Origin of the sequence: Frateuria flava (assembly GCF_017837635.1) — a bacterium.
Lineage (GTDB): Bacteria > Pseudomonadota > Gammaproteobacteria > Xanthomonadales > Rhodanobacteraceae > Frateuria_A > Frateuria_A flava.
Genome location: NZ_JAGJRS010000017.1, coordinates 57,100 through 82,213, shown reverse-complemented (window position 1 = coordinate 82,213; position 25,114 = coordinate 57,100). Strand labels below are relative to the sequence as shown.

At 69.4% G+C, this 25,114-nt stretch carries 18 protein-coding genes; 8 read left to right on the top strand and 10 right to left on the bottom strand.

Annotation, left to right across the window (positions count from 1 at the left end; genetic code table 11):
* Positions 1–21: 21 nt before the first annotated feature.
* The 3 genes from kch to glk all read right to left on the bottom strand — a co-directional run bounded on the left by kch (position 22) and on the right by glk (position 3,061).
* Positions 22–1,245 carry a voltage-gated potassium channel protein gene (kch, locus tag J7I44_RS08645; RefSeq protein WP_209619024.1) on the bottom strand — a complete coding sequence of 408 codons (1,224 nt, stop codon included), beginning with the start codon at positions 1,243–1,245 and terminating at the stop codon, positions 22–24.
* Between the two features lie 62 nt (positions 1,246–1,307).
* Complete coding sequence (locus tag J7I44_RS08640; RefSeq protein WP_209619021.1) at positions 1,308–1,991, bottom strand: HAD family hydrolase; 684 nt, start codon at positions 1,989–1,991, stop codon at positions 1,308–1,310.
* 53 nt (positions 1,992–2,044) lie between these two features.
* A complete protein-coding gene (glk, locus tag J7I44_RS08635) occupies positions 2,045–3,061 on the bottom strand; it encodes a glucokinase (protein ID WP_209619017.1) in 1,017 nt (338 codons plus the stop codon).
* A 137-nt stretch (positions 3,062–3,198) separates the two neighbouring features.
* Between glk and J7I44_RS08630 the strand changes: the two genes are divergently transcribed.
* The 6 genes from J7I44_RS08630 to J7I44_RS08605 all read left to right on the top strand — a co-directional run bounded on the left by J7I44_RS08630 (position 3,199) and on the right by J7I44_RS08605 (position 9,841).
* On the top strand, positions 3,199–3,873 hold the full coding sequence (locus tag J7I44_RS08630) for an ABC transporter ATP-binding protein (protein ID WP_209619014.1): 675 nt from the start codon (positions 3,199–3,201) through the stop codon (positions 3,871–3,873).
* Entirely contained in the window at positions 3,857–5,746 is a 1,890-nt protein-coding gene (locus tag J7I44_RS08625) for an HlyD family secretion protein (RefSeq protein WP_209619011.1), read from the top strand. Before J7I44_RS08630 ends, J7I44_RS08625 begins: the two co-directional genes overlap by 17 nt.
* Positions 5,746–6,951, top strand: a complete 1,206-nt coding sequence (locus tag J7I44_RS08620; protein WP_209619008.1) for an efflux RND transporter periplasmic adaptor subunit — start codon at positions 5,746–5,748, stop codon at positions 6,949–6,951. Before J7I44_RS08625 ends, J7I44_RS08620 begins: the two co-directional genes overlap by 1 nt.
* A complete protein-coding gene (locus J7I44_RS08615) occupies positions 6,948–8,180 on the top strand; it encodes an ABC transporter permease (protein ID WP_209619005.1) in 1,233 nt (410 codons plus the stop codon). Before J7I44_RS08620 ends, J7I44_RS08615 begins: the two co-directional genes overlap by 4 nt.
* Positions 8,181–8,364: 184 nt before the next feature.
* A complete protein-coding gene (gene hemB, locus J7I44_RS08610; protein WP_209619002.1) occupies positions 8,365–9,357 on the top strand; it encodes a porphobilinogen synthase in 993 nt (330 codons plus the stop codon).
* Positions 9,358–9,442: 85 nt separating this feature from the next.
* Positions 9,443–9,841 carry a TIGR03067 domain-containing protein gene (locus J7I44_RS08605; protein WP_209618999.1) on the top strand — a complete coding sequence of 133 codons (399 nt, stop codon included), beginning with the start codon at positions 9,443–9,445 and terminating at the stop codon, positions 9,839–9,841.
* A gap of 85 nt (positions 9,842–9,926) precedes the next feature.
* On the opposite strand, the gene J7I44_RS08600 is transcribed toward J7I44_RS08605, so the two are convergent.
* Positions 9,927–10,751, bottom strand: a complete 825-nt coding sequence (locus tag J7I44_RS08600) for a glutaminyl-peptide cyclotransferase (protein WP_209618996.1) — start codon at positions 10,749–10,751, stop codon at positions 9,927–9,929.
* 88 nt (positions 10,752–10,839) lie between these two features.
* Here J7I44_RS08600 and J7I44_RS08595 point away from each other — a divergent pair, with 88 nt between their 5' ends.
* Positions 10,840–12,648: a monovalent cation:proton antiporter-2 (CPA2) family protein gene (locus J7I44_RS08595; RefSeq protein WP_209618994.1), complete on the top strand. Its 1,809-nt coding sequence runs from the start codon at positions 10,840–10,842 to the stop codon at positions 12,646–12,648.
* A 544-nt stretch (positions 12,649–13,192) separates the two neighbouring features.
* Here J7I44_RS08595 and J7I44_RS08590 read toward each other — a convergent pair.
* Both J7I44_RS08590 and J7I44_RS08585 read right to left on the bottom strand, forming a co-directional pair.
* Positions 13,193–16,636 carry an ankyrin repeat domain-containing protein gene (locus tag J7I44_RS08590; RefSeq protein ID WP_209618992.1) on the bottom strand — a complete coding sequence of 1,148 codons (3,444 nt, stop codon included), beginning with the start codon at positions 16,634–16,636 and terminating at the stop codon, positions 13,193–13,195.
* 64 nt (positions 16,637–16,700) lie between these two features.
* Positions 16,701–16,988 carry a YcgL domain-containing protein gene (locus J7I44_RS08585; RefSeq protein ID WP_209618990.1) on the bottom strand — a complete coding sequence of 96 codons (288 nt, stop codon included), beginning with the start codon at positions 16,986–16,988 and terminating at the stop codon, positions 16,701–16,703.
* A 201-nt stretch (positions 16,989–17,189) separates the two neighbouring features.
* Between J7I44_RS08585 and J7I44_RS08580 the strand changes: the two genes are divergently transcribed.
* Complete coding sequence (locus tag J7I44_RS08580) at positions 17,190–18,686, top strand: OmpP1/FadL family transporter (RefSeq protein ID WP_209618988.1); 1,497 nt, start codon at positions 17,190–17,192, stop codon at positions 18,684–18,686.
* A gap of 73 nt (positions 18,687–18,759) precedes the next feature.
* Here J7I44_RS08580 and J7I44_RS08575 read toward each other — a convergent pair whose 3' ends face one another.
* The 4 genes from J7I44_RS08575 to putA form a co-directional block, all read right to left on the bottom strand.
* On the bottom strand, positions 18,760–19,098 hold the full coding sequence (locus J7I44_RS08575; RefSeq protein ID WP_209618969.1) for a hypothetical protein: 339 nt from the start codon (positions 19,096–19,098) through the stop codon (positions 18,760–18,762).
* Between the two features lie 247 nt (positions 19,099–19,345).
* Entirely contained in the window at positions 19,346–20,755 is a 1,410-nt protein-coding gene (locus J7I44_RS08570) for a coniferyl aldehyde dehydrogenase (RefSeq protein ID WP_209618965.1), read from the bottom strand.
* Positions 20,756–20,887: 132 nt separating this feature from the next.
* On the bottom strand, positions 20,888–21,763 hold the full coding sequence (locus J7I44_RS08565; protein ID WP_209618962.1) for a restriction endonuclease: 876 nt from the start codon (positions 21,761–21,763) through the stop codon (positions 20,888–20,890).
* Positions 21,764–21,855: 92 nt separating this feature from the next.
* Positions 21,856–25,011 (bottom strand): bifunctional proline dehydrogenase/L-glutamate gamma-semialdehyde dehydrogenase PutA, encoded by a 3,156-nt coding sequence (putA, locus tag J7I44_RS08560; RefSeq protein WP_209618951.1) that lies wholly within the window; start codon positions 25,009–25,011, stop codon positions 21,856–21,858.
* Positions 25,012–25,114: the final 103 nt, after the last annotated feature.

Sequence of the window (25,114 nt, the reverse complement as noted above, 5' to 3'; positions counted from 1 at the left end):
CGGTCGCGCCGGCAAGGGGTATCAGCCCTTCGCGTGCGCACCCGAGGGGGCATCGGCCCCTTGCTGGAATACCCGTTGCATGACGAACTCCGGCGTCACCGGCTCGCCGGAGAGCAGCATCGCCAGCAGCTCGCCTCCAAGCACCTGTGGTGCGATGACCACGTCCGGCTGCACCAGCTTCACGCGGCTGAGGTGGCGGGCATCGTTGACGGCCGCGACCGTTCGCGCGGTGCCGGCCAGTTCCTTTACCGCAAGCACGACGAAGGCGTTCTCCGAGTCATCCGCGTGCATTGCCAGCACCGCTTCGGCACGGTGCGCCCCGGCCTCGCGCAGCACGTTGAGGTCGCTCGGATCGCCCACCACCAGGTCGGCACCATGCAGGTCCGCGGCCTCGGGTGACTCGCGCAACAGGCGCGTCACCGGGCGGCCCCGACGCGCCATCTCGCGCCATGTGTTGATCGCCAGGGGCGTGTTGCCGATCACCACGAAGTGGTTCTCCCGTTTCATGCGCGATCCTCCGCGATCGACAATGCGTTTCAGGCTGCGGCTGACCATCGGCGCGATGACCGCGGTCAACGAGGTGGCGAACACCGCCACGCCCAGCACGATCACCGAGACGGTGAACAGCTTGGCCTCGGACGTCTGCGGTGTGATGTCGCCGTAACCGACGGTGCTCATGGTCACCATGGCGAAGTACAGCGCGGTCACCAGATCGCCAATGGCTGGCCGGAAGTCGCCGCCCAGATAGAGCGCGCCGAATGTTGCGTAGGCCAGCAACATCGCCACCGAGGTAAACGCGAACAGCGTGCCGGCGGCCATGCTGCTGCGGTCGAAATGACGCCAGGCCGCCAGCAGCGCGACCGTCACCACGCCGAAATAGGCCAGCAACGCCCAACCGTGTCCGGCAGTGCCGCTGGCCAGCAGGCTGGTGGCACCCACCAGCTCCAGCAGCAGCGCCATCGTCCACGCCAGGCGCGAGCGCCACAGCAGGCCCAGCGCCATCACCAGCATGCCGCCGCCGATCAGCAACGGTGGCAGCAGGCGTGTCTTCAGCTGTGCATCGAGGGAAAACAACGCCACGGCGCGGCTTGGCCAGTGTGTACCGAAATCCATCTGCAAAAGCTGCAGGCCGCCCAGCGCCAGCAGCAGCGCCAGCGGCGCGTGTGGAAACCAGTAGCGCGCAGCGGACTTCAGAAGCAGCCGGTGCCACTGCGCACGCAGGCGTTGGGCGGGAACGAGCTTCACAATGGCCCCATGAGGCAGCGGGAGTGGCACCTTAACAAGCGCGCGGGACCGGGTCACCTGCATCAGTCGCGCGCGGCCACCTCGTCGATGTGATGGAGCAGGTCGGCGGGGTCGTCATACACGCGGAAGGCGCCGGCCTGTTCCAGCTCCTCCTGGCCGTAGCCGCCGGAGAGCAGGCCGACGCCGAGGGCGCGGCAGCGTTGCGCGGCCAGCATGTCCCAGATGCTGTCGCCCAGCACCAGTGCATGCTGGATGTCCACGCCCAGGCGGTCGGCGGCGGCCAGGAACAGGTCGGGGTCGGGCTTGGCGTGGCGCACGTCGTCGCGCGTGATCACCGGAACCTTCGCCGGGTCGACACCCAGCGCCTGGAGGTTGTGCGCGGCGGTCTGCATGCGTCCACTGGTGGCGATCGCCCACGGCAGGCCAGCCTCGGTCAGCCAGGCCAGCAGTTCGTGCGCGCCCGGCAACGGTCGTACGCCGCCGGCCTCGGCACGGCGCGAGAATGCCTCCGCATGCCAGCGCCGCAGCCGTGCCACCCGCTCCTCGGTGATCTCGATGCCGGTCTCGCGCAGCAGCATGCGCGTGAACAGTCCGCCGCTCATGCCGATCTTGCGATGGATGCGCCACACCGCCAGCTCGATGCCTTCGCGGTCGAGCGCCTCCTTCCACGCCAGCACGTGCTGGTAGACGCTGTCGACCAGCGTGCCGTCGAGGTCGAACAGGAACGCGGTACGTGGGCGGGTCATCGGTGTCCTCCTCAGCTTGCAGGGAGGGTACCGGCCGGTCCGTTAGGCGGCGTCTACGGCCTGGGCAGCAATGGCCGGCCGGCTTCCATCACCGCCAGTGCGGCGGCGCCGAGCAGGCCCGGTTCCGGATGCAGCACGGCGATGGTGGGAACCTGGCGCATGGTGTCGCTGAAGCGGCCCTTGGCCTCGAAGCGCTGGCGGAAGCCGCCCCGCTGCAGCCACGGCAGCAGGATCGGCAGCAGGCCGCCGGTGAGGTAGACGCCGTCCCAGCCGCCCAGGGTCAGCACCAGGTCGCCGGCGACCGAGCCGAAGATGCCGGCCAGCGTTTCCACCGTGCGCACGCACAACGGATCGGTGCCCGCGCCGGCGTGCGCGGTGATGTCCTCGGGGGTGTACTCCTGCGCGCGCTCGCCGGCGATGTCGGCCAGCGCGCCGTAGAGGTTCACCAGGCCGTTGCCGCAGATCAGCCGTTCGTTGGAGACGCGGCCGAAGCGTTCGTTGAGCCGGTGCAGGATCTCGATGTCCTCGCGGCTGTGCGCGGCGAAGCCGGCGTGGCCGCCTTCGCTTTCCAGCACGCTGCAGTGGCCGTCGCGGCGCAGCAGCCCGCCCACGCCCAGGCCGGTGCCCGGGCCCATCACCACGAAAGTCTGGTGGTCGCAACGGTCCAGTCGCGGCAGCGGCAGGTCGCCGACGGCCTTCAGGTGCTCCGGCTGCAGCAGCGGCACGGCCATGCTCTGCGCAGCAAAGTCGTTGACCAGCCGCACCGACGCCATTCCCAGGTCCGTCTGCAGCGCATGCGCCGCGACCGCCCAGGGGTTGTTGGTGATCTTCACCGTTTCGCCGTCGGCGATGCGCCCGGCGGCGGCGATGATTGCGCGCGGCGCGGTCAGCCCGGTGTCGGCGAAGTATTGGCGGATGGTGTCGGCCAGCGTGGCGAAGTCGCGAACGCGGTAGCGGCGCACGCTGTCGGCCACCAGTGGCTGGGCGGCGTCGACGTCGGCGAGCGCGAAGCGCACGTTGGTACCGCCGAGGTCGGCAAGCAGGGTCGGGGGTCGGGTGTCGAAGCTCATCGGGTCGTTCTGTGGGCGCAGCGTCGCGGGCGCGGCGGCAATCGGGCGAAGGTATCGGAAACCGGCCGGACTGGCTACTTGCGAGGGCCTGCCGTGGTTGCCACACTCGAGGGAAGTGTGATGCAAGGGGAGCATGCATGGTCTGCATGGAGGCAGTGACCCGGCACTACCGGGTCGGCGACCAGACGATCGCGGCATTGGACGGGGTGAGTTTCACGGTGCCGCGTGGGCAGTTCACGGCGATCGTCGGGCCGTCGGGCTCGGGCAAGTCGACCCTGCTCAACATGCTCGGTTGCCTGGACCGGCCCGACAGCGGGCGCTACCTGCTCGAGGACGTGGACGTCTCCACCTTCGACGACGAGCGCGCCAGCGAGTTCCGCAACCGGCGCATCGGTTTCGTGTTCCAGTCCTTCCACCTGCTGCCGCGGCTCTCGGTGCTGGAGAACGCGATGCTGCCGGCGCGCTTCCTGCGCGGGTCCGGCGAGGGCCTGGCCGCGCGTGCGCGCGCGTTGCTCGAACGCATGGGGCTGAGCCGTCATCTGGAGCATCGGCCGGGCCAGCTCTCCGGCGGCCAGATGCAGCGCGTGGCGATCGCCCGCGCACTGTTGATGAACCCCGCGCTGCTGCTCGCCGACGAACCCACCGGCAACCTCGATTCGAAGAGTGCCGCCGACGTGCTGTCGCTGCTGGATGAGGTGCATGCGCAGGGCCAGACCGTGGTGATGGTCACCCACGACGCCGACGTCGCCGCGCGCGCCCAGCGCCAGGTCGGCATCCGCGACGGGAGGGTCGAGTTTGATTCGGCCGCGTGAGTGCCTGTGGCTCGCGCTGCTGGCCTGGCCGGTGCTCGCGACTGCCACCGTGTTCAGCGGCGAGGTGCAGATGGCCGACGCACAGGGCATCTACACCCCGCCGTCGATGAGTTCGCCGGTGGTGCTGCGCTACTACGTGCCCGACGGGGCGCATGTGGGCAAGGGCGACGTGCTGCTGCGCATCGATGCCGGTCCGGCCGAGGCGCAGCTGCGCAAACTCAAGGCGCAGCTGGTGCAGACCGAAGCGAAGAACGCCAAGGAAATCGCCGAGCTCGAACTCAAGCATTCCGACGCCCAGCTCGCGCTGGCCGATGCGCAGGCCGAGCGCGATACCGCGGCGCTGGATGCGGCGGTTCCCAGAAGCCTGATTTCCGCGCTCAACTACGACCGCTACCAGAGCGAGATGGAGCGCACCGGGCGCGCGCTCGCGGTCAAGCGCGAAGCGGCGAGGCAGGCTGCCGAGGCGGTCGCGCGCCGGCGTCGCGACAGCGAACTGGAACTCGCGAAACAGCGTCTCTCGCTGGGCTTCTACCAGGACCAGGTCACCCAGGCGGAAGTCCGCGCCACGCGGACAGGCACGGTCATCCATGGCTTCGACAACGTCTTCGGCAACGGCGGGCGATTCGAGGAAGGCTCCTCGTCCTACCCGGGCAACAAGGTCGGCGAGGTCGTCGGGAAGGGCGACGACTACACGGTGACCGCCTGGGTGCTGGAGCCCGACCGCGACGGGCTCAAGGTCGGCCAGGCCGTCCACCTGGCGATCGATGCCTTGCCGGGCAGCCGCGCGGCGGGACATATCAAGGCCATCGCCGGCGCCTCCATCGACCGCAAGGAGTGGGGCGATGGCCGCTATTTCGAGATCGCCGTCGCCTTGGACAAGGGCCCCTGGCTGGCACTGCGCCCGGGCATGAGCGTGCGCGTCGATACCGAAGCGGAGCCCGCAGAAACAGCACCCGTCGCGCCGCCGGACGCGCCGCTGGCGATCACCGGCGAGCTCTTCGCGCAAAGCAGCCTGGCCATCTCACCGCCCGCGGTCGACGGTCTGTGGCAGCTCACCGTGACGCGGATGGCCGATGATGGCGCGAAGGTAAGGAAAGGCGAGCCGTTGGTGGTGTTCGACGGCAGCGAGGTCACCAAGAACCTCACCGCCAAGCGCAGCGAGCTGGCCGAGAAGCAGCGCAGGCAGGAGCAGCTCAAGCTCGACCTGGCCGACCGCGCGCGCGAGGCAGAACTGGCCACCGCGCAGGCCCGCGCCGATGCGGAGAAGGCGCGTCGCAAGGCCAGTGTGCCGAAGGACTACGTGGCCGGCATCGAATACCGCAAGCTGGTCGTCGCTCGCGCCAGGGCCGAGCAGAAACTTCGCCTGACCGTCGAGCGCGAGCGGATCGCGAAACTGGCGCGCGCCGCCGAGCAACGCCTGGCTGACGCGGAAGTCGATCAGCTCAGCGACGAGGTGGCCGAACTCAATTCCTCGCTTGGCGCGCTGACGGTCAAGGCGCCGCGTGACGGCATCCTGCTGCACGAAGCGAAGTGGAACGGCGAGAAGATCGACAACGGCTCCCAGGTCTGGCGCGGCCAGTCGGTGGGACAGATGCCGGACCTGTCGACGCTGGCCGTGCGCGCGGCGCTGCCCGAGCGCGAGCTCCCGCGCGTGCGGGTCGGCCAGGGCGTGCAGGTGCGCGTCGCCGGCGGCGGCCGGCAGCGCCTCGACGGCACGGTGACGTCGATCGGCAACAACGTGCACAGCAAGTCGCGGGTCGAGGCCATCCCGGTCGTCGACGTGCTGATCCAGCTGCAGGGCGGCCAGCATGCGGGGCTCAAGCCGGGGCAATCGGTGCAGGTGGCGATTGCGCCGGCCGGGGAGGGCGCCTGATGCGTCGCGTGCATGCACTCCTGCCGGCGCTGCTGGTGCTGGCCGCCTGCGGCAACGCGCCGAAGGCGGATTACATCGTGCTCGAACAGGCCCATGCCGGCCCGCTCCAGTTCAGCGTGCTGGCCGAGGGCGAGCTGCGCGCAGTCACCGCCACCCCGCTGCTGGTGCCGGGCCAGCAATGGACGCCGCGCCAGCTGGCCTGGATGCTGCCCGACGGCAGTCATGTCACCCGGGGCGAAGTGGTGGCGCGCTTCTCCGCCACGCAGAGCGTGCAGGACCTGGCGCAGGCGCGCATCGACCTCGAACGCAACCTCCTCGCCCGCGCCGGCAAGCAGGACGACCTGGCCGGCAAGCGGGGGCAGCTGGGCGTGGACCTGATCCAGGTCGACGGGCAACTGGCCATCGCCCAGCGCTACGCGCATGCCACGACGGCGGCGATCGCGCGCAACGACATCCTGGACGCCGTGCAGGACGCGGCGTACCTGGGCGTGCGGCGACAGATCCTGCGGTGGCGCGAGCAGCAGTCCAGTGCCCGCGGCAAGGCCGAGCTGGCCGTGCTCGACGCGCAGCACGACACCTACGCCACGGTGGCGAAGCAGAAGAAGGACGACCTGGACGCGCTGGAACTGCGCGCACCGCACGATGGCGTGCTGGTGCTCGAACGCAACTGGTCCGACGAGCTGCCGCACGTGGGCAGCAGCATGTGGGCCGGTTTCAGCTTCGCCAGCCTGCCGGACCTGGACGCCCTCGAAGTGCAGCTGGCCGTGCCACAGATCGAAGCGCAGGGCGTCGCCGTGGGCGAGGCGGTGGAACTGCATCCATGGGGGCGCCCGCAGCAACAGGTCACGGCCAGGCTCAGCTGGATCGCCGCCGCCGCGCAGCCGCGCGATCGCGACAGCCCGGTCAAGTACCTGCTGATGAAGGCACGCGTGCCGGCCGATGCCGCGCGACGCTACGGCTGGACGCCGGGCCAGCGCTTCGTCGGCAAGATACTGCTGCTGCAAACGCCGCACGGCATGAGCGTGCCGAACCTCGCGCTGGGTGGCGACGATGGCGCGGCGGTGCGCGTGCTGAGCGAGGGGAACGAAGTCGTACGCAAGCTCAGGCTTGGTGTGCGTGGTGCCACGCGCACGCAGGTGCTCGATGGCCTGCACGAGGGCGACCGCATCCTGCTCGATGCCGGCAGCCACGGAGCCGGCGCATGAACGCCGGTCCCTGGCGCGAGGCGATCGAGGAGCTCTCGCGGCGCAAGCTGCGCACCCTGCTCACGCTACTGGGCATGATCTTCGGCGTGGGCGCGATCGTCGCGATGCAGGGCGTGGGCGCCGGCAGCCGGCGCGAGGCCCTCAGGCTGGTCGAGAGCCTGGGCCTGCACAACCTGATCGTCGAGGCGCACAGCGCCGATGGCGATGCCCTGAAGGAAGCCCGCGCGCGCAGCCTGGGTCTGACCGAGGCCGACGCGCGCGCGGCATTGGCCGTGGTGCCGACCGCCGAGCGCTACGCGGCGCAGAAGCGGATCAAGACCTGGGGCGTCTTCAGCGATGCGGGAACGAGCCAGGCGCAGGTCAGCGGCATCAGCCCCGGCTACTTCGCTCTCGCCTCGCTGCGCGTGGCGCAAGGCCGCCCGCTCAGCTTGGAGGACGACGCCCGCCTGGCCGCGGTGGCGGTGCTCGGCGCGCAGGCGGCGCACGAGCTGTTCCCCGGCGGCAAGCCGCTCGGCCGGCTGGTCAAGGTCAACCAGGTGTGGCTGCGCGTGGTGGGCGTGCTGGCCGATCGCGACCTGGACAAGGACCATTTCGAAGGCGTGGCGCTGGGCGCCGACAGCAACCGCATCTTCGTTCCGCTGGCCAGCGCCCGCGCGCGGTTCCGCTTCCAGCCGATGGAAGACGAGATCGACCGCTTCCTGCTGCGCGTGGCCGACCCGGACCGGCTGGGTGACGGCGCACGCGTGCTCGGCCAGGTGCTCGACCAGCGCCACGCCGGCGTCGACGACTACCAGCTGGTGGTGCCGCAGCAGCTCTATCGGCAGAACCAGCAGACCCAGCGCATCTTCTCCATCGTGATGGGCTCGATCGCCGGGGTCAGCCTGCTGGTCGGCGGCATCGGCATCATGAACATCATGCTGGCCAACGTGCTGGAGCGGCGCCGCGAGATCGGCCTGCTGCGCGCGATCGGCGCACGGCGGCAGGACATCGTGGTGCGCTTCCTGCGCGAGGCGGTGGTGATCTGCACGGCCGGCGCGTTGATCGGGCTGCTGTTCGGCGCGGCGCTGGCGTACGCGATCGCGCTGTTCGCCGGCTGGCAGGTGGCGTGGGAACCGATCGGGATCCTTGCCTCGGTGGTGGCCTGCCTGGCGATCGGCCTGGTGTTCAGTTTCTATCCGGCACGCCAGGCCGCGGCGCTGGACCCGATCGCGGCGATCCGCGACGCCTAGGCGCACGGCCCTGGACTCCGGTCGACGTGGGGCCCTTCGGTAGGAGCCCACGTGTGGGCGATGCCTGTCGCCGACGGACGATCGCCCACACGTGGGCTCCTGCGAAGATCGGTGCAATGGAATCGGAGGGCCCCTGGAGCCCAGGCGTACAATGGCCGCCTTCCGCACCACCGCAGGATTCCCCATGAGCTTCCCCGCCATCCGCATGCGCCGCATGCGCCGCGACGCCTTCTCCCGCGCGCTGATGCGCGAGCACACGCTGCTGCCGAGCGACCTCATCATGGTGGCGTTCGTGATCGAGGGCGAAGGCCAGCGCGAGAGCGTGCCGTCGATGCCCGGCGTGGCGCGGCTTTCCATCGACGAGCTTGTGAAGCTGGCCGGCGAGTGCGTGCGCCTGGGCATCCCCGCGCTGGCGCTGTTCCCTTCGCCGGACCCGTCGGTCAAGAGCGAGGATGCCGCCGAGGCGTGGAACCCGGACAACCTGATGCACCGCGCCACCCGCGCGCTGAAGGCGACGTACCCGCAGCTGGGCCTGATCGGCGACGTCGCGCTCGATCCTTACACCACGCATGGCCAGGACGGCCTGATCGACGCGCATGGCTACGTCATGAACGAGCCCACCGTCGAGGCGCTGGTGAAGATGTCGCTGGCGCAGGCCGACGCCGGCATGGATTTCGTGGCGCCCTCGGACATGATGGACGGCCGTATCGGAACCATCCGCGATGCGCTGGAAGCGGCCGGCCACATCCACACCCGCATCCTCGCCTACTCGGCCAAGTACGCCTCCAGCTTCTATGGCCCGTTCCGCGATGCGGTCGGTTCGGCGGCCAACCTGGGCAAGGGCAACAAGCACACCTACCAGATGGACGTGGGCAATTCGGACGAGGCGCTTCGCGAGGTGGAACTGGACCTGGCCGAGGGCGCCGACGCGGTGATGGTCAAGCCCGGCATGCCGTATCTGGACGTGCTGCGCCGCGTGAAGGACGCCTTCGGCGCGCCGACGTTCGTCTACCAGGTGTCCGGCGAGTACGCGATGCTCAAGGCTGCCGCGCAGAACGGCTGGCTGGACGAGAGGGCGGTCGTGCTCGAGTCGCTGACCGCGTTCAAGCGCGCCGGCGCCGATGCCATCCTGACCTACTACGCCATTGATGCCGCGCGCTGGCTGCGCGGCGAATGAGGCACCGGCAGGCGCGCACCAGGTGCGCGACCGCCGGTAACGTGATGCCTGGCGCAAAGGCGCGCCGGATAGCAGGAACACGAGCATGGATGCATCCGACCCGAATGCCCGCGACCTGGCCGCCCTGCAAGGCGTCTGGCGGCAGGTCGCCTTCGAGGAGAACGGCGATTCGGCTGCCATCGACAGCACCGGCGCACCGGACGCGCTGACGATCATCGACGGCGACCATTTCGCCGTGCGCACGCTGCAGGGCGCACTCCTGCTGGAAGGCCGCTTCACGCTGGATGCCTCGGTCACGCCCAGGGCGATCACCTGGATCGACGCGATCGGCCCCGATGCGGGTGTGCCGCTGCCGGCCAGCTACCGCCTGGAGGGCGATGCCTTCGTGTTCATCGCCGCCGATGCCGGCGCGCCGCGGCCGACGACCTTCCGCACCGTGCCCGGCCTGACCATGCGCGCCTTTGTGCGGCACGTTCCCGCCTGAGCAGCCGGGAGTCTCCGGCCAGCCCTCGACCGCCACCACGCGGTCGGCAGGAGACGTTTCTTCGTTGTGCGTGGACGCCGTGCTTTCAGGGGCTGGCCGGCCGTAATCGAGCCTTCTCCATGGCATGGTGCGCCTGACCATCGTGGTGCGCCGGCAGCAGCCGGATCTCGTACACATGCGGCCAGCGCTTGCCGGTGACAAACAGGCGGTCATGTGCGGCGTCGTAGGCGATGCCGTTGAGCACGTCGTTCACGGGGTCGGCGCGTGCGTCTTGCGCGGGGCCCAGGCCGGACAGGTCGATCCAGCCGACCACCTTGCCGCTCGCCGGATCGATCCGCGCGATGCGGTCGGTCAGCCAGATGTTGGCATAGAGCTGGCCCTTGACCCACTCCAGCTCATTGAGGTTGGCCAGCGGCTCGCCCCCGGCGGTGACGTCGATACGCCCGACCTGCTGCAGGCTGTCCGGATCGAGGATGCGGATGGTCGGCGTGCCGTCGCTCATCAGCAGGCGGGTGCCGTCGGTGGTCAGGCTCCAGCCTTCGCCCGGGTAGGCGAATCTGGCACGTGGGGTCAGTGTGGCCAGGTCGTACAGGAAGCCCTCGTGGTTCTGCCAGGTCAGCTGGATCAACCGATCCTTCCACGCCACGATGCCCTCGCCGTAGTCCGGCCATGGCGTGGGTGCCTGCTGCACCACCTTGCCGCTGGCGAGCTCCACCTTGCGCACCGATGAGGCTCCGATGGTGCCGGTGGCCTCGTAGAGATAGCCGTCCAGGTAGAACAGGCCTTCGGTGTAGGCCGAGGGATCATGCGCAAAGGCGTGCACCACCGCGTAGCCCTGCACCGGGATGGAGGTGGCGAAGGCCAGGCACGGCAACAGCAGGCTGGCGACGGCAAGCGTGACGGCTTTCATGCGCGCATGATCCCATGCACGCGCGGGCCGGCGATGAGGTCAGGGTGGGCGTGGAATAATCGGGCATCCCCATCAAGGCGTCGCGCGCGTGGAAAGCCATCACTACCTCGAGACCGCGCTGGTGTTCCTGCTGGCGACGGTGATCGCCGTGCCGCTGACCAAGCGTTTCCGGCTCGGTTCGGTGCTGGGCTATCTGCTGGCCGGCGTGGTGATCGGCCCGCAGGAACTGGGCCTGGTCAGCGATACCGCCGGCGTGGCCACGATTTCCGAGTTCGGCGTGGTGCTGATGCTGTTCGTGATCGGCCTGGAACTGTCGCCGCAGCGGCTGTGGGTGATGCGCCGCGCGGTGTTCGGCACCGGCCTGATGCAGGTACTGGCCTGCGGCATCGCGATCGGGGCGATCGCTTTCACCTGGTTCGGGCTCAAGGGTCCGGCGGCGGTCATCGTCGGCGGCAGCCTGGCGCTGTCGTCCACCGCGTTCGGCCTGCAGATCCTGGCCGAGCGCAAGGAGGCCGGCTGGGCTTACGGCCGCCAGGCGTTCGCGATCCTGCTGTTTCAGGACCTGGCGGCGATCCCGTTGATCGCGATGGTGCCGTTGCTGGCCAGTTCGAGTGGACACGGCGTGGATCTGGCGAGCGCGCTGCGTACGGTGGGCGCCATCGTGGCGGTGGTGGTCGGCGGCCGCTATCTGTTGCGGCCGGTGTTCCGCTTCGTCGCCAAGGCCGATGCGATCGAGGTGTCCACCGCCACCGCGTTGCTGGTGGTGATGGGCACGGCATGGCTGATGGAGCAGGTGGGCGTGTCCTCTACACTGGGCGCCTTCCTTGCGGGCGTGCTGCTGGCGGATTCGGAATACCGGCACGAGCTCGAATCGCACCTGGAGCCATTCAAGGGCCTGCTGCTTGGACTGTTCTTCATCAGCGTGGGCATGTCGATGGACCTCTCGCTGCTGCTGCACGAGCCGTTGCGGGTGCTGGCGCTGGTGATCGGGCTGCTGCTGGTCAAGGGCGTGCTGCTGTGGCCGTTGGGTCGGTTGATGGGCGGCCTCGACCGTGGCGAGTCGCTGCGCCTGGCCGTGCTGCTGGCCAGCGGCGGCGAGTTCGCGTTCGTGGTGCTCAACCTCGCGGCAGGGCAGCGCATCCTCGACGGCAACCTGCACAGCCGGCTGGTGCTGGCGATCACCTTGTCGATGGCGCTGACGCCGCTGCTGGTCGCGCTGACCGGGCGGTTGCTCGGCGCACGACCGAAGAAGGCGGTGCGCGAATACGACACCATCCAGACGCAGACGCCCAAGGTGATCATCGCCGGCTACGGGCGCATGGGGCAGATCGTGGCCCGCGTATTGCGCGCGCAGGGGATTCGCTTCGTGGCGCTGGACCATTCGGTCGAACAGATCGACCTGGTGCAACGCTTCGGCGGCTGGAACGACATCTTCTACGGCGACCCGGCGCGGCCGGAGCTGCTGCGCGCGGCCCAGGCGGACAAGGCTGAGGTGTTCGTGCTGGCCAGCGACGACCCGGAATCCAGCCTGCGCGTGGCACGGCTGGTGCGTCGGCAGTATCCGCACCTGAAGATCGTGGCGCGTGCGCGCAACCGCCAGCACGTGTGGCGGCTGATGGACCTGGGCATCGACGATCCGGTGCGCGAGACGCTCTGCTCCAGCCTGCAGATGACGCAGATGACGCTGGAGGCGCTGGGCATGACCGCCGACGTCGCCCACGCCCGGGTGGAGCGCTTCCGCCAGCAGGATGCCGAACTACTCAAGCGCCAGTACCTGGTCTACGACGACGACGCGCGCATCGTGCAGACCACACGCGAGGCGCTGGCGGACCTGGAGCAACTGTTCGAGGCCGATGCCCAGCGGGAGCGGCCGGAGTCGTCCCCGCCATCGGCTTGAGGTTCCTGCTCCCCTGCCTCGGCGCAAGGTCGGGCAAGACGGATCGTAGGGCGTCCAGGTATTGCGCTTCCGGGTCCGTGCCGTCCTCGGGTGAGGCGGTTTGGAGCGTCAAGCATGAGCACGGTCCGCGGCCTTCCTGCCCAGTCCGCGTACCGGCGTGGAACTGGTTGGCAAGGAGAACGCCGCAATGTGGGCGCCTCGATTCTGCTGGCGTCATTGCCGCGAAAGCGGGAACCCATCTCGCGCTGGTGAGCCAAACCAAAAGGATGATCATTCACCTGTTGAACGGCGCGCCTCCCTTTCGAGGGAACGATCCGATCACTCGTCGGCGCAAATCAGGCGGCGGGCAAAGGGCCGTTTCGTTCCCGAAAGGCTCTCCAATGGAGTGCACGTTCACCAGTGCGCAGCTGCCCTCGCTGCGGCGCGCAGGCGCGGACCGGGCAGGGCGGGCTTGAGCCCACCGCATGCCTGCGGGGAACGCGGTGGTGGGCCGAAGCCCGCCCTGCGACGTCCGGCTCTGCCCCGGATTCCGTACGCGCCTGGGCTACTCCGCCGGTTGTGCCGGCTGGCGCAGCATCTGCCGCACGCTGGGCACGGCGTTGCTGCGCGCGGCCAGCTCGTGGGCGATGTCGATCAGGCCAAGGTGGCGGGCCACGTCGGCCGGCGTGCGGCCGAAGGCGTCGGCGGCCTGGCGGTCGGCGCCTCGGGCGAGCAGCACGCGGGCGGCCGGCAGCAACGCGTGCATGGCGCAGGCGTGCAGCGCGGTGACGCCGCGCTGGTCGGCGTGTTCGAGCTGCGCGCCGGCGTCGAGCAGCACCGGCAGCAGCGCAGCCAGGTGGGTGGCGTCGCAGGCTGTGCCTGGTTTGAACTGTGCGCCCAGCAGCAGCAGCAGCGGGGTCTTGCCCTCGTTGTCGGCGCGGTTGACGTCGGCACCGTGCTTGAACAGCACGTCGAACAAGCGCCGTGCGCGCAGGCTGTCGTTGTGCTCGAAACCGAACTGCGCAGCGGCGTGCAGCGCGGTACGTCCGCGCATGTCCACCGAGTGGATGTCCGCGCCGCCGGCCAGCAGGTGTTCGACGATGTCCGGATAACCCAGCGCCGCGGCCACCATCAACGCGGTGGTCTCGCCCGGCAGCCGTTGGTCCACTGCCACCCCGTGGCCGAGCAGCACGCCGACCAGCGCATCACGGCGCGCACCCACAGCCGCCGCTAGCGGCGTGACGCCGGTGCCGGCGGCCAGCGCAGCGTCCGCGCCTGCGTCGAGCAGGCGCTCGGCGATCTCGCGATGGCCTGCACCGCAGGCGTGCAGCAGCGCGGTCGCACCCTGCGCGTCGCGGGTGTTCACGTCGAAGCCGAGTTCCAGCAGGCGTTCGACCGCGGTCAGCGCGCCGGTACGGGTGGCGGCCGGCAGGTCCGCGGCGGTCAACGTGCGGCGCGGGCGCGTCCAGTCGCCCCAGTCCAGCCAGTGCTGGATGGCGCCGTGTTCCAGCGCCAGGCCCAGTGGCGTCTCGCCGTTGGCATCGGTGGCCTCGGCGTCGGCACCTTGGGCGATCAGTGCGCGCACCAGGCCCAGCCCGCGTTCGCCGTGTTCGATCGCGGCGAACAGCGGCGTGCGCCCGGCGGCGTCGCGCGCGTTCGGGTCGCAGCCGCGTGCCAGCAGCGCATCGAGCAGCGCATCCTGGTGGTGTACTGCGGCCAGATGCAGTGGCGTGCGCCCGCGCGCGTCGCGACCGAACGCGTCGGCGCCGGCGTCGAGCAGCTTGAGTGGCAAGGCCACGCCTTGGGCGCTTTCACCGGCAGCAACCAGCGCCTGCGCGAGCAGGCCGGCGCCAGCAGGCGTGGCGCCGGCTTTGAGGAGGTCGTCGATCGCTTCGGTGGAGGCCGGCAGCTGCGCCAGCAGCGCATCGAACAGGCGTCGGCCGGTTGCGGGCGTCGCCCCATCCGCGTCGATCGACGCCACAGGCAGACGCGCTTCGGCGGCTAGCCCGTGTTCCAGCAGCCAGCGCCGCGCCGCGCCGAGGCCCGGCGCGGACAGGTCCAGGAAGAGCTGTGCAAGCTGCGCCTGCGGCCACTGGCGCGCGCGTTCGGCAAACGCGGCGATCACCGCCCACTGGCCCTGGCGAAGCGCTTCGAGCAATCGGGCCGGGGTGTCGTCGTCTTCCGGCGCCTCGCCGCCCAGGCTTGCGGGCAGCGGCGACTCCGGATCGAGCAGCGCGACCAGGTCCCAGCGACCGGCAGCCGCGGCATGGTCCAGCGCGCTGCGACCGTCGCTGCCGTGGCGCTTGGGCTCGGCGCCGAGCGCGAGCAGGGCGCGCACGGTATCGGCCTGTGCGTGGGGCGACTGGCAGGCCAGGGTGAGCGCGTCGCGTTCGTGGCTGTCATGGGCGCGGGCGTCCGCGTGTGCGTCGGCCAGCACCTGCACCAGCTCGCTGGCGCCGCAGCGCGCGGCCTCCATCAGCGCGGTGCTGCCGTGGCGGTCGGCCAGGTTCGGATCGGCGCCGGCGGCGAGCAGGGCGCGGGCGATCTGCAGGTGGCCCTCGGCGGCGGCGGCCATCAAGGCGCTGCGGTGGTGCGCGTCGGTGGCGTTGACGTTCGCGCGATGCTTGAGCAGCAGCTTGACGCCGGCCGGGTCGTCATCGGCAATGCCGGCGGCGGCGACCAGCGCCGGTTCGCCCTCGGCGGGCGCGGGCTTGGCGCCGTTTTCGAGCAGGTACTTGGCGAGTGGCCAGTTGGCTGCGCGGCAGGCGGCGGCAAGCGGACTGACGCCGGCCTTGTTGAGCGCATTCACGGGCGCCGCCGCATCCAGCAACATGGCCGCGACGATCGGCTCCTCGCTCAACGCAGCGCCGTGCAGCGCGGTGTTGCCCTCGCCGTCGGTGGCCAGCGGACTGGCGCCGTTGGCAAGCAGGGTCATTACCGCGTCGGCGCGACCGTGCCAGCTGTCGCGGGTGGCCGCGAGCAGGGCGGTGAGGCCACCGCTGGCGCGGTTGACGTCAGCGCCCTTGGCGATCAGGGCGCGCAGCAGGCGTGTGTCCGGCAGCAGCGCGGCCAGGGTCAGCACCGGGCGCTGGTCGCGCTCGCCCGGTGCGGGGACCGCATCGGGTGCGGCGCCGGCCTCGAGCAGGGCGAGTGCGCGCTCGATGTCGCCATCGCGGGCCGCGGCGAGCAGCGCGGGACCCTGCTCGGGCGCGCCGGCGGTGCGTTCCTGCTCGCTTAGCGGAGCCGGGCGTGGTGCGGGCGGTGCGGGGAAGCCGGACGGCAGCGCCATGTCATCGGCGCGGCGGCGTGGGCGCGTGCGCTCGCAGAGCAGTGCACGCAGGGTGCGATTGGCGATCACCAGACAACCCAGCGGCAGCACGGCCAGCCCGTAAATCACGAGCGCGGCCGTGCGCAATTCGGACGGAAGCACGCCGTACAGACCGGTCAGTGCGATGGCGCCGTAGGCCAGGACCAGCAATGCAAACGCCGCTGGCAGGAAATGGCTGAAAAACCGCTCCTCGCGTGCCAGGTGGCGCCCAAAGGCGAGGCTGCGCGCGGTCGCGGTGAAGATCCATGAGCCGTCGCTCTGCGCCGGATAGGCATCATCCCAGACGAACACCAGGCCGAACGCGGGCCACACCCGCCATAGCGATACCAGCGCCACCACCAGCGCGGCCGCCAGCATCAGCACCCCGCCCAGCGTCGGCTGCTGGCGCAGTTCGAGCATCGGCCAGGCGATCAGCAGGAATACCAGCGCCACGTAGCCGGTGAACATCACCAGGTGCGCGGCGCCGCGGCGCAATACGGTGCGGCCAAAACGCGGCTCCGGATCGAAGCCGATCGCATGGCACACCGCCGCCATCGTCAATGCGTTGGCCGCGAGCAGAGGGATCAGCGCCAGTGGGTGCGCGCCGAGCGCGGCGATCGCCACGGCAATCCATCCAGGCAGGAACCAGGCCGCCCCCTTGAGCAGGGGCGGTGGGCGGCGGCGCGATCGGGGCTCGTTCATGGCGGGAGTATAGGAAGCGTGGGCGCCACAGACGGTAACGGTACGTTAACCCCCGCACCACAGATCATTCGTCGCGATCGTCCGGGGTACTGCGCTGCATCTGGTTGGCGACCGCGAGCGTCTCCTGCGGCGGCAGTTGCAGGTGCCAGCCCTGACTGCGCAGGTGTTCGAGCACCAGTTCGGTGTCCTCGTGCGGCAGGCGGCGCTGCTCGTCCAGCTGCACTTCGAGCACGAAGCGAAGGTCGCCGAGCAGCATCGACAGCGATTCGGGGATCACGCCGAATTCGTCGCGCGCGGCGAGCCACACGTAGGTATCGGATTTGCGCTGGCTGGCATAGACGAAACAGTGCATGGGACGACTCCGACGGCAGTGGCGTGGGGCAATGGACGCGCAGGGTAACAGTGCGTCGCCCAAATGCTGCGGTCGCACTTGCAAGGCCCCGGATGGCTGGGCAGAGTGTCGCGCGGGGGCCTCAAACGCGCGTATGAAAATTGCCGCGACGGTCTCCGTTGCCACCCCGAGCCGCGTCTTAAGATAAGCAGGAGCTTAGCGATGCCTATGTCTTTTCGTTCCCTTCCGGGCACTGCCCGGCCCCTGGCGCTGGCTGCGCTGAGCCTTGCCGTCGCTGGCGCGCTGGCGCTCCCGCAGGCCGCCGATGCGAGTGCCTTCCAGCTGAAGGAAAACAGTGCCAAGGCCATGGGCCGCGCCTATGCCGGCTCGGGCACCGCCGGCGGCGACGCCTCGGTGGTGGTGAACAACCCCGCGGCGATGACCGACCTGGACGGCACCTACTTCCAGGCCGACGTCACGGCCATCAATTTCAGCGCCCGCTTCAAGGGCACCGCCACCGACGCGCTAGGCCGTCCGATCAGCGGCGGTGACGGCGGCGATGCCGGCACCACCTTGCCGGTGCCGGCGCTGTTCTTCGCGACCAAGGTTTCCGACCGCGTGCACCTGGGCTTCGGCTTCTCCGTGCCGTTCGGCTTCCAGACCGAATACGGCAACAACTGGAAAGGTCGCTATCACGGCGTGAAGTCGAAGTTCCAGTCGCTGGACGCCACCCTGTCCGGCTCGTTCGACGTCACCGACAACTTCGCCCTCGGCGCCAGCGTCATCGCGCAGAAGACCTCCGCCGAACTGACCTCGGCGGTCAACTACAACGCCATCGGCCTGAGCGTCCAGCAGGGCATCCAGGCGCAGACCGCCGCCGGCGTCGCGCAGATCCAGGCTGCCGCCGCGGCTGGCCAGATCTCGCCCGCGCAGGCCCAGGCCATGATCCAGGCGGCCGTGCAGCAGGGCCAGGCCGCCGCGGCCGGCGTCGCCGCCGCCACGCCGATGGGCGTGGATGGCTACGCCCGCATCAAGGGCGACGACACCGCCTACGGTTGGCAGGTGGGCGCGCACTGGAAGCTCACCCCGAACGACAAGCTGTCGCTGAACTATCGCTCGAAGATCTCGCACACCCTGGAAGGTACCGGCAACTTCACCCGCACGCCGGGCTACGACATGCTGCTGGCCAATCCGCAGCTGGCTGCCTCGTTGCCGCCCTTCGAACACACCACCGGCCGTGCCGACTTCACCACCCCGGCCACCGCCACCGCCAGCTACTGGCACCAGGGCGAGAAGTTCGGTCTGGGTATCGACCTGGCCTGGACCAAGTGGGACGTATTCAAGGAGCTGCGCGTGCAGTACGGCAACACCCAGCCGGACAGCGTGGAAACCTACAACTGGCGCAACACGTTCTATGCAGCGATCGGCGGCGACTATTACGTCAACGACAAGCTGACCCTGCGTGCCGGCATTTCGGTCGACACCACGCCGACCTACAACGCCACCCGCACGCCGCGCGTGCCCGATTCGACCCGCAAGTTCGCCGCGGTCGGCCTGGGCTACAAGGCCAGCGAGCATTTCGAGATCAACGCCTCGTATGCGCATATCTTCGTCAACCAGGCGCACGTCAACGCCACCAGCAGCACGGGTGACCGTCTGACCGGCAACTTCGACGACTACGGCAACCTGCTGAGCCTGTCGGCGCAGTACAAGTTCTGATCGCCCGACCGACGAAAACCTCCCCGCGCGAGCGGGGAGGTTTTTTTGTGCCCGGTGGCCGGCGCGGGGTCGCTCAACCGTTGCGCAGGGGCTTGTCGCCGCGGTCGGTGGCGAGATAGTTGCCCTCGCCCTGTGGCTCGCGGAAGGTCGAGGCGAGGTCGTCCTGCTCGCCCATGCCGCTTTGCCCGGCGGGGCGGGCGCGGTAGCCCGGTTGTGCCTTGTCCGAGCTGTGTTCGGGGCGATGGCCGTGTTTGCCAACCGATAGACCGCCCGGGGAGCCCTCGCGCGCCTGGGCGTTCAGCCGCGCGCCTTTGGGCTCGCCGCCCGCTCCGACCGCGCCGCTCTGCGGTCCGGCGTTGACGCCGGCAGGCGCGGGGGTGTGCTCGTCGTTGGGAAGGTTCGGGTTGGCCATGGCGACTCCTCCGATGCGATGCCTTCTGCGCAGTGTCATGGCCTGGCCGTAAGCAGCACGTGCATGTAGCAGCCCGCCTGCGAGTGATGCTCCCCGACCAAACGGGAGAGCATCGCCGCGAGCGGGCTCCTGTGAAGAGTCCCTGCCGTGGCGCCGCCGCAGTTCCAGCGGGCGCCGGAAGCACTGTCGCAGGGCGGGCGCGGCAGGCGCGCGCCGGCACCGCAAGCAGCACCTGCATGTGAGAGCCTCAGCCGTGGCGCAGCAGCAGTTCCAGCAGGCGCCGGAAGCGCGGGCCGTAGGGCGGGCGCAGCAGGCCCGCGCCGTTCCAGCGCGACTGCGCGAACACCGGCTTCAGATGCGAGAACGTCTCGAAACCGGCCTTGCCGTGGTAGCCGCCCATGCCCGAAGCGCCGACGCCGCCGAACGGCAGGCCGTGCTGGGCGATGTGGTAGAGCGTGTCGTTGACGGTGACGCCGCCGGCCTGCGTGTGGGCGAGCACCGCATCGATGGTCGAGCGGTCACGCTCGAACAGGTACAGCGCGAGCGGGTGTGGCCGGGCGTTGACGTAGTCGACCGCCTGCGCGACCGAGTCGCAGGCGACCAGCGGCAGCAGCGGGCCGAAAATCTCCTCGTGCATCACCCTCGCATCGTCCGGCACGTCGAGCAGCAACTGCGGTGGGAACAGGCGGCGTGCGGGATCGGCGGGGGCGTCGTCCAGCGGCTCGACCCGCGCGCCGGCATCCGCCGCCTCGTTGCGCAGCGCCGCCATGCGTTCGAAGTGGCGGTCGGAGATGAGGCTGGTGTACTGCCGGTTGCGCGCCAGGTCGGGGTACAGCCGCGTCATCGTGGCGCGCGCCACGGTTACGAACTCTTCCACTCGCGCGCCCGGCAACAGTACGTAATCCGGTGCGATGCAGGTCTGGCCGGCATTGACCAGCTTGCCTACCAGGATGCGTTCGACCGCCCGTCTCATGTCCGCGCCCGGCCCGATGATCGCTGGCGACTTGCCGCCAAGCTCCAGCGTCACCGGCGTAAGATGGGCCGACGCGGCACGCATCACGTGGTGTCCGACGGCGGTGGAGCCGGTGAACAGCAGATGGTCGAAAGCCAGGCCGGAGAAGGTCTGTGCCACTGCCGCGTCGCCGGTGACCACGACGACCTCGTCGTCGGCGAAGTACGCCGCCACCTGCCCGGCGAAAAGCGCCGAGAAGCGTGGCGTGAACTCGCTCATCTTGACCATGGCCCGGTTACCCGCGACCAGCGCGTCCACCAGCGGGCCGACCGCCAGGAACAGCGGGTAATTCCATGGCACGACGATGCCGACCACGCCGCGCGGTTGCGGCAGCAGGCGATTGTGCCCGGGCAGGAAAGCCAGCGCCGTCGGCGCGCGTCGCGGACGCATCCAGCGCTTGCCGTGGCGTAGCGCGTGGCGGACGGCCGAGAGCGAGGGAAACAGCTCCAGCAGCTCGGTTTCCTCGGCCGGGCGCTGGCCGAAGTCGGCGTCGATCGCCGCGGCAAAGGCGGCGCGCTGTTCGCGCAACATGCGCTCAAGACGCTGCAACCGGTCGGCACGCACCGACCAGGCCGGCAGCGGATCGCACGCCTGCGCGGCGCGCATGCGATGCAGGGTGGCCTTCAGTTCGAGGGTGTCCGCCATAGCGTGCGCCTGATGGAGATTAGACACATGGTTGCACGGCACTACAGCGAATACTGTTGCGTGGCTGCTCTGCGCCCTCTCCCTCAAGGCTGGGGAGAGGGGAGCACCGCGCGACACCCCTCCACCGCCCCCTTAAGCGACTTGGCGACGAAATTCGTCAAAGAATGCGTGATCGATTTCGTAGACAGTTTTTGGCTTGACACCGATGCCTGCGCTCTGGAACAACTCGACCAGCTCTTCGCCGTCGATGAGCTCGATGGGAACCACGCCGCCCCTCGTCGCCTCAGCGGCCGCATCCGCAGTGAAACGGCCTGTCGTAATGAAAACCCCTTTTTCGGCACGCCCCAAGAGTGCGTTGCGAAACTCTCCCACCGCACTACGGGAAACTACGTCTTTGTAGCGCTTGGCCTGGAAGGCCACGCGCAAGCTGACGAAAGGGCTCAGGCGCAGCAATCCGTACCCATCGATGCCTCCGTCGCGGGAACGTTGTGTGACTTCCACGTCTTCAAAACCATGTTCACGAAGCAACCTGCCACAGATCAGCTCGAAGCCGTAGGGCGGCAGTTCGCGAAGCACACCAAGAAGGCTGAGCTCTTGGACTTCGTCTGGAGGCACGGTGTCCGCTACTTCTTGGGTGGAAGCTTTTGGTAGCGACTGGTCCCGCATGGATCTGCCGACTTTGACTCGTTCGAGGAAAATCGTGCGCGCCAATCCATCATTGATCTGAGTTTTCCAACCTAAAGGGCTAAGCGTCCAAACGCCGCGTTTGCTGTCGTCCAGCAAACCTTCCCACACAAGGTATTGGCGAGCCCACTGCACCTGATTGTGAAAGCGGTTGGCGCCCGACTTAATGGTTGCTTCGGTTATCTCCGGCGGCAAACCAAGCTTGCGGGCAATCCAACTGGATACTTCTTTTGGCTTCGCGGAGCCCCCCAATGCGCGAAGGCAATCCAGCAATGGCCCCATCCACTGCACGAATTCGGTTTGGCCTTTCTTGCGCGTAGGCATGCTTCCCCCTCGTTGGTTCAAGGCCAGCATGACCCCTCACCCCAACCCTCTCCCCGGAGGGGAGAGGGAGCAATATACCTGCCGCTTTCCGCTTACTCGCCGATGGTCAGCAACGAAGCGTTGCCGCCGGCGGCGGTGGTGTTGATGGTCAGCGTGCGCTCGCTGGCGAAGCGCAGCAGGTAGTGCGGACCGCCGGCCTTGGGGCCGGTGCCGGAGAGGCCTTCGCCGCCGAACGGCTGCACGCCGACCACCGCGCCGATCTGGTTGCGGTTGACGTAGCAGTTGCCCACGCGGGTGTGGCGGGCGATGTAGTCGATGGTCGCGTCGATGCGGCTGTGCACGCCCAACGTCAGGCCATAACCGGTCTCGTTGATCTTCTCGATCACCTGCGGCAGCTCGCTGGCCTTCCAGCGCAGCACGTGCAGCACCGGACCGAAGATTTCGCGGTCGAGGATCGACAGCGTCGGGATCTCGTAGGCCCGTGGCGCGAAGAAGGTGCCGTGCGCCGTCGCGGCCGGGTCCATCGGCGCTTCGGCGATCTTCTTCGCCTCCTTGTCCATGCGCTCGGCGTGGGCGACCAGGATCGCCTTGGCGTCCTCGTCGATGACCGGGCCCACGTCGGTGGAGAGCAGGGCCGGGTCGCCGACCTTCAGCTCGGCCATCGCGCCGGCGAGCATGGTGATCACCTTGTCGGCGATGTCTTCCTGCACGTACAGCACGCGCGCGGCCGAGCAACGCTGGCCGGCGGACTGGAAGGCCGAGGCCATCACGTCCTTGACGATCTGCTCCGGCAGTGCGGAGGAGTCGGCGATCATCGCGTTCTGGCCGCCGGTCTCGGCGATCAGGATGGCGATCTGCGCCTTGCGCGCGGCCAGCGCGCGGTTGATCGCCCAGGCGGTCTCGGTCGAGCCGGTGAACACCACGCCGGCCACGCGCGGATCGCGGGTCAGCGCGGCGCCGACGGTCGGGCCGTCGCCGGGCACGAACTGCAGCACGTCCTTCGGGATGCCTGCGTCGTGCAACAGCTGGGTGGCGACGTAGCCGATCAGGCTGGTCTGCTCGGCCGGCTTGGCGATCACCGTGTTGCCGGCGGCCAGCGCGGCGCTGACCTGGCCGATGAAGATCGCCAGCGGGAAGTTCCACGGGCTGATGCCGACGAACACGCCGCGGCCTTCCAGGAACAACTGGTTGGTTTCGCCGGTCGGGCCCGGCAGCGCGATCGGCTCGCCGAACAGGCGCTTGGCCATGGTGGCGTAGTAGCGCAGGAAGTCGGCTGCCTCGCGGATTTCGGCGATCGCGTCGGGCAGGCTCTTGCCGGCTTCGCGCACGCACAGGGCGATGAACTCGCCGCGGCGGGCTTCGAGCTGCTCGGCGGCGTACTCGAGCATGGCGGCGCGGTTGGCGACCGGGAAATTGCTCCAGCGGTCCTGCGCGGCGTGCGCGTTGGCCAGCGCCTGCTGCACGGTGGCCTCGTCGGCAGCGACGTAGGTGCCCAGCCTGCGGCGGCGGTCGGACGGGTCGGTGACCTCGACGGTCGGGCCCTGGCTGGTGGCGCCGGGCACGAGGGGACCTGCGGTCCACGGACCCTGGTGGGCGTTGGCTTCGTCGGCCAGCGCCTTCAGTTCGTTGTCGTTGGCAAAGTTCACGCCCATGGAATTCTTCCGTAGTTCACCGTAGAGGTTGGCCGGCAGCGGGATGCGCGGGTGCGGGATCGACTCGAACGCACGCACCGTCTGGCAGGGGTCGGCGACCAGTTCGCGCGCCGGCACGTCCTCGTCCACCACGCGATTGACGAAGCTGGTGTTGGCGCCGTTCTCCAGCAGGCGGCGCACCAGGTAGGGCAGCAGGTCCTCGTGCGTGCCCACCGGCGCGTAGACGCGGCACGGCGCGCCGAGACCGTTCGCGCCGATCACTTCGGCATACAGGTCCGCGCCCATGCCGTGCAGACGCTGGTATTCGAACGGTCGACCCTGCGACAGATGGTGTACCGCGGCGATCGTGTGCGCGTTGTGCGTGGCGAACTGGGGGTAGATCAGCGTCGGGCCGGCATTGAACAGTCGACGAGCGCAGGCGATGTAGGAAACGTCGGTGCTCGGCTTGCGCGTGTACACCGGATAGCCGGCCAGGCCGCCTTCCTGCGCGCGCTTGACCTCGGCGTCCCAGTAGGCGCCCTTGACCAGGCGCACGTACCAGCGCCGGCCGTGCGCCAGCGCCATCTCCACCAGCCAGTCGATCACGAACGGGGTGCGTTTGGAGTAGGCCTGCACCACGATGCCCAGGCCGTTCCAGCCGGCCAGCGACGGGTGCGCGAACACCTCGCCGATGATGTCGAGCGAGAGCTCCAGGCGGTCGGCTTCCTCGGCGTCGACCGACAGGGCGATGCCGGCCTTCATCGACAGCTGCGAAAGCTCCAGCAGCCGCGCAACCAGCACCTTGCGGGCGCGCTCGCGCTGGCCGGGCTCGTAGCGCGGATAGAGCGCCGAGAGCTTGACCGAGATCGACGGTGCGTCGGTGTGGTTGGCAAACGGGCCGCGCTGGCCGATCGCACCGATCGCGTCGCGGTAGGCCTGCTGGTAACGCTCGGCATCGGCGGCGGTCAGCGCGGCCTCGCCCAGCATGTCGAACGAATAGCGGTAGGCCGCGTTCTCTTTCTTCTTCGCCCGGTCCAGCGCCTCGTCGATGGTGCGGCCCATCACGAACTGGTGGCCCATCAGGCGCATCGCCTGGCGCACCGCGGCGCGGATCGCCGGCTCACCCAGGCGCGCCACCAGTCGGCGCAGCGAGCCGGTGAAGTCGTCGCGGGTGGTGTCGGCCAGGTTGACCAGCCGGCCGGTCAGCAGCAGGCCCCAGGTCGAGGCGTTGACCAGCGCCGATTCGCTCTGGCCCAGGTGCTTGCGCCAGTCGGCGTCGCCGAGCTTGTCGCGGATCAGCTTGTCGGCGGTGCGCTGGTCGGGGATGCGCAGCAGCGCCTCGGCCACGCACATCAGCAGCACGCCTTCCTCGCTGGACAGGTCGTACTGGCGCATGAATGCCTCGACCATGCTCTGGTCCTTGGCGCGCGCACGCACGCGGGTGACCAGGCCGGCCGCCCGGTCGACCACCGCCACGCGCTCTTCCGGCGGCAGGTCGGCCTGGTCGAGCAGGTCGAGCACCGCCTCGGTCTCGTCGCGCAGCCAGGCGGCGGTGATGCGGGCGCGAGCGGGCTCGTCGACCGCGGGGATTTCGGGGCTCAGGATAGATTGCGTCACGTGGGGGATCTGCTGGCTGAGAACCGCCCGGGGCGGCGGCGAAGCCCGCGATTGTACGCCCCGTGCGCAGGCAGGCGCATCCGTGCGCGGGCGCATCGACGGC

Coding starts and splice junctions, on each gene's coding strand:
- J7I44_RS08640 (WP_209619021.1), bottom strand. CDS start 1,991: ATGACCCGCCCACGTACCGCGTTCCTGTTCGACCTCGACGGCACGCTG.
- glk (WP_209619017.1), bottom strand. CDS start 3,061: ATGAGCTTCGACACCCGACCCCCGACCCTGCTTGCCGACCTCGGCGGT.
- J7I44_RS08630 (WP_209619014.1), top strand. CDS start 3,199: ATGGTCTGCATGGAGGCAGTGACCCGGCACTACCGGGTCGGCGACCAG.
- J7I44_RS08620 (WP_209619008.1), top strand. CDS start 5,746: ATGCGTCGCGTGCATGCACTCCTGCCGGCGCTGCTGGTGCTGGCCGCC.
- J7I44_RS08615 (WP_209619005.1), top strand. CDS start 6,948: ATGAACGCCGGTCCCTGGCGCGAGGCGATCGAGGAGCTCTCGCGGCGC.
- hemB (WP_209619002.1), top strand. CDS start 8,365: ATGAGCTTCCCCGCCATCCGCATGCGCCGCATGCGCCGCGACGCCTTC.
- J7I44_RS08605 (WP_209618999.1), top strand. CDS start 9,443: ATGGATGCATCCGACCCGAATGCCCGCGACCTGGCCGCCCTGCAAGGC.
- J7I44_RS08600 (WP_209618996.1), bottom strand. CDS start 10,751: ATGAAAGCCGTCACGCTTGCCGTCGCCAGCCTGCTGTTGCCGTGCCTG.
- J7I44_RS08590 (WP_209618992.1), bottom strand. CDS start 16,636: ATGAACGAGCCCCGATCGCGCCGCCGCCCACCGCCCCTGCTCAAGGGG.
- J7I44_RS08585 (WP_209618990.1), bottom strand. CDS start 16,988: ATGCACTGTTTCGTCTATGCCAGCCAGCGCAAATCCGATACCTACGTG.
- J7I44_RS08580 (WP_209618988.1), top strand. CDS start 17,190: ATGCCTATGTCTTTTCGTTCCCTTCCGGGCACTGCCCGGCCCCTGGCG.
- J7I44_RS08575 (WP_209618969.1), bottom strand. CDS start 19,098: ATGGCCAACCCGAACCTTCCCAACGACGAGCACACCCCCGCGCCTGCC.
- J7I44_RS08570 (WP_209618965.1), bottom strand. CDS start 20,755: ATGGCGGACACCCTCGAACTGAAGGCCACCCTGCATCGCATGCGCGCC.
- J7I44_RS08565 (WP_209618962.1), bottom strand. CDS start 21,763: ATGCCTACGCGCAAGAAAGGCCAAACCGAATTCGTGCAGTGGATGGGG.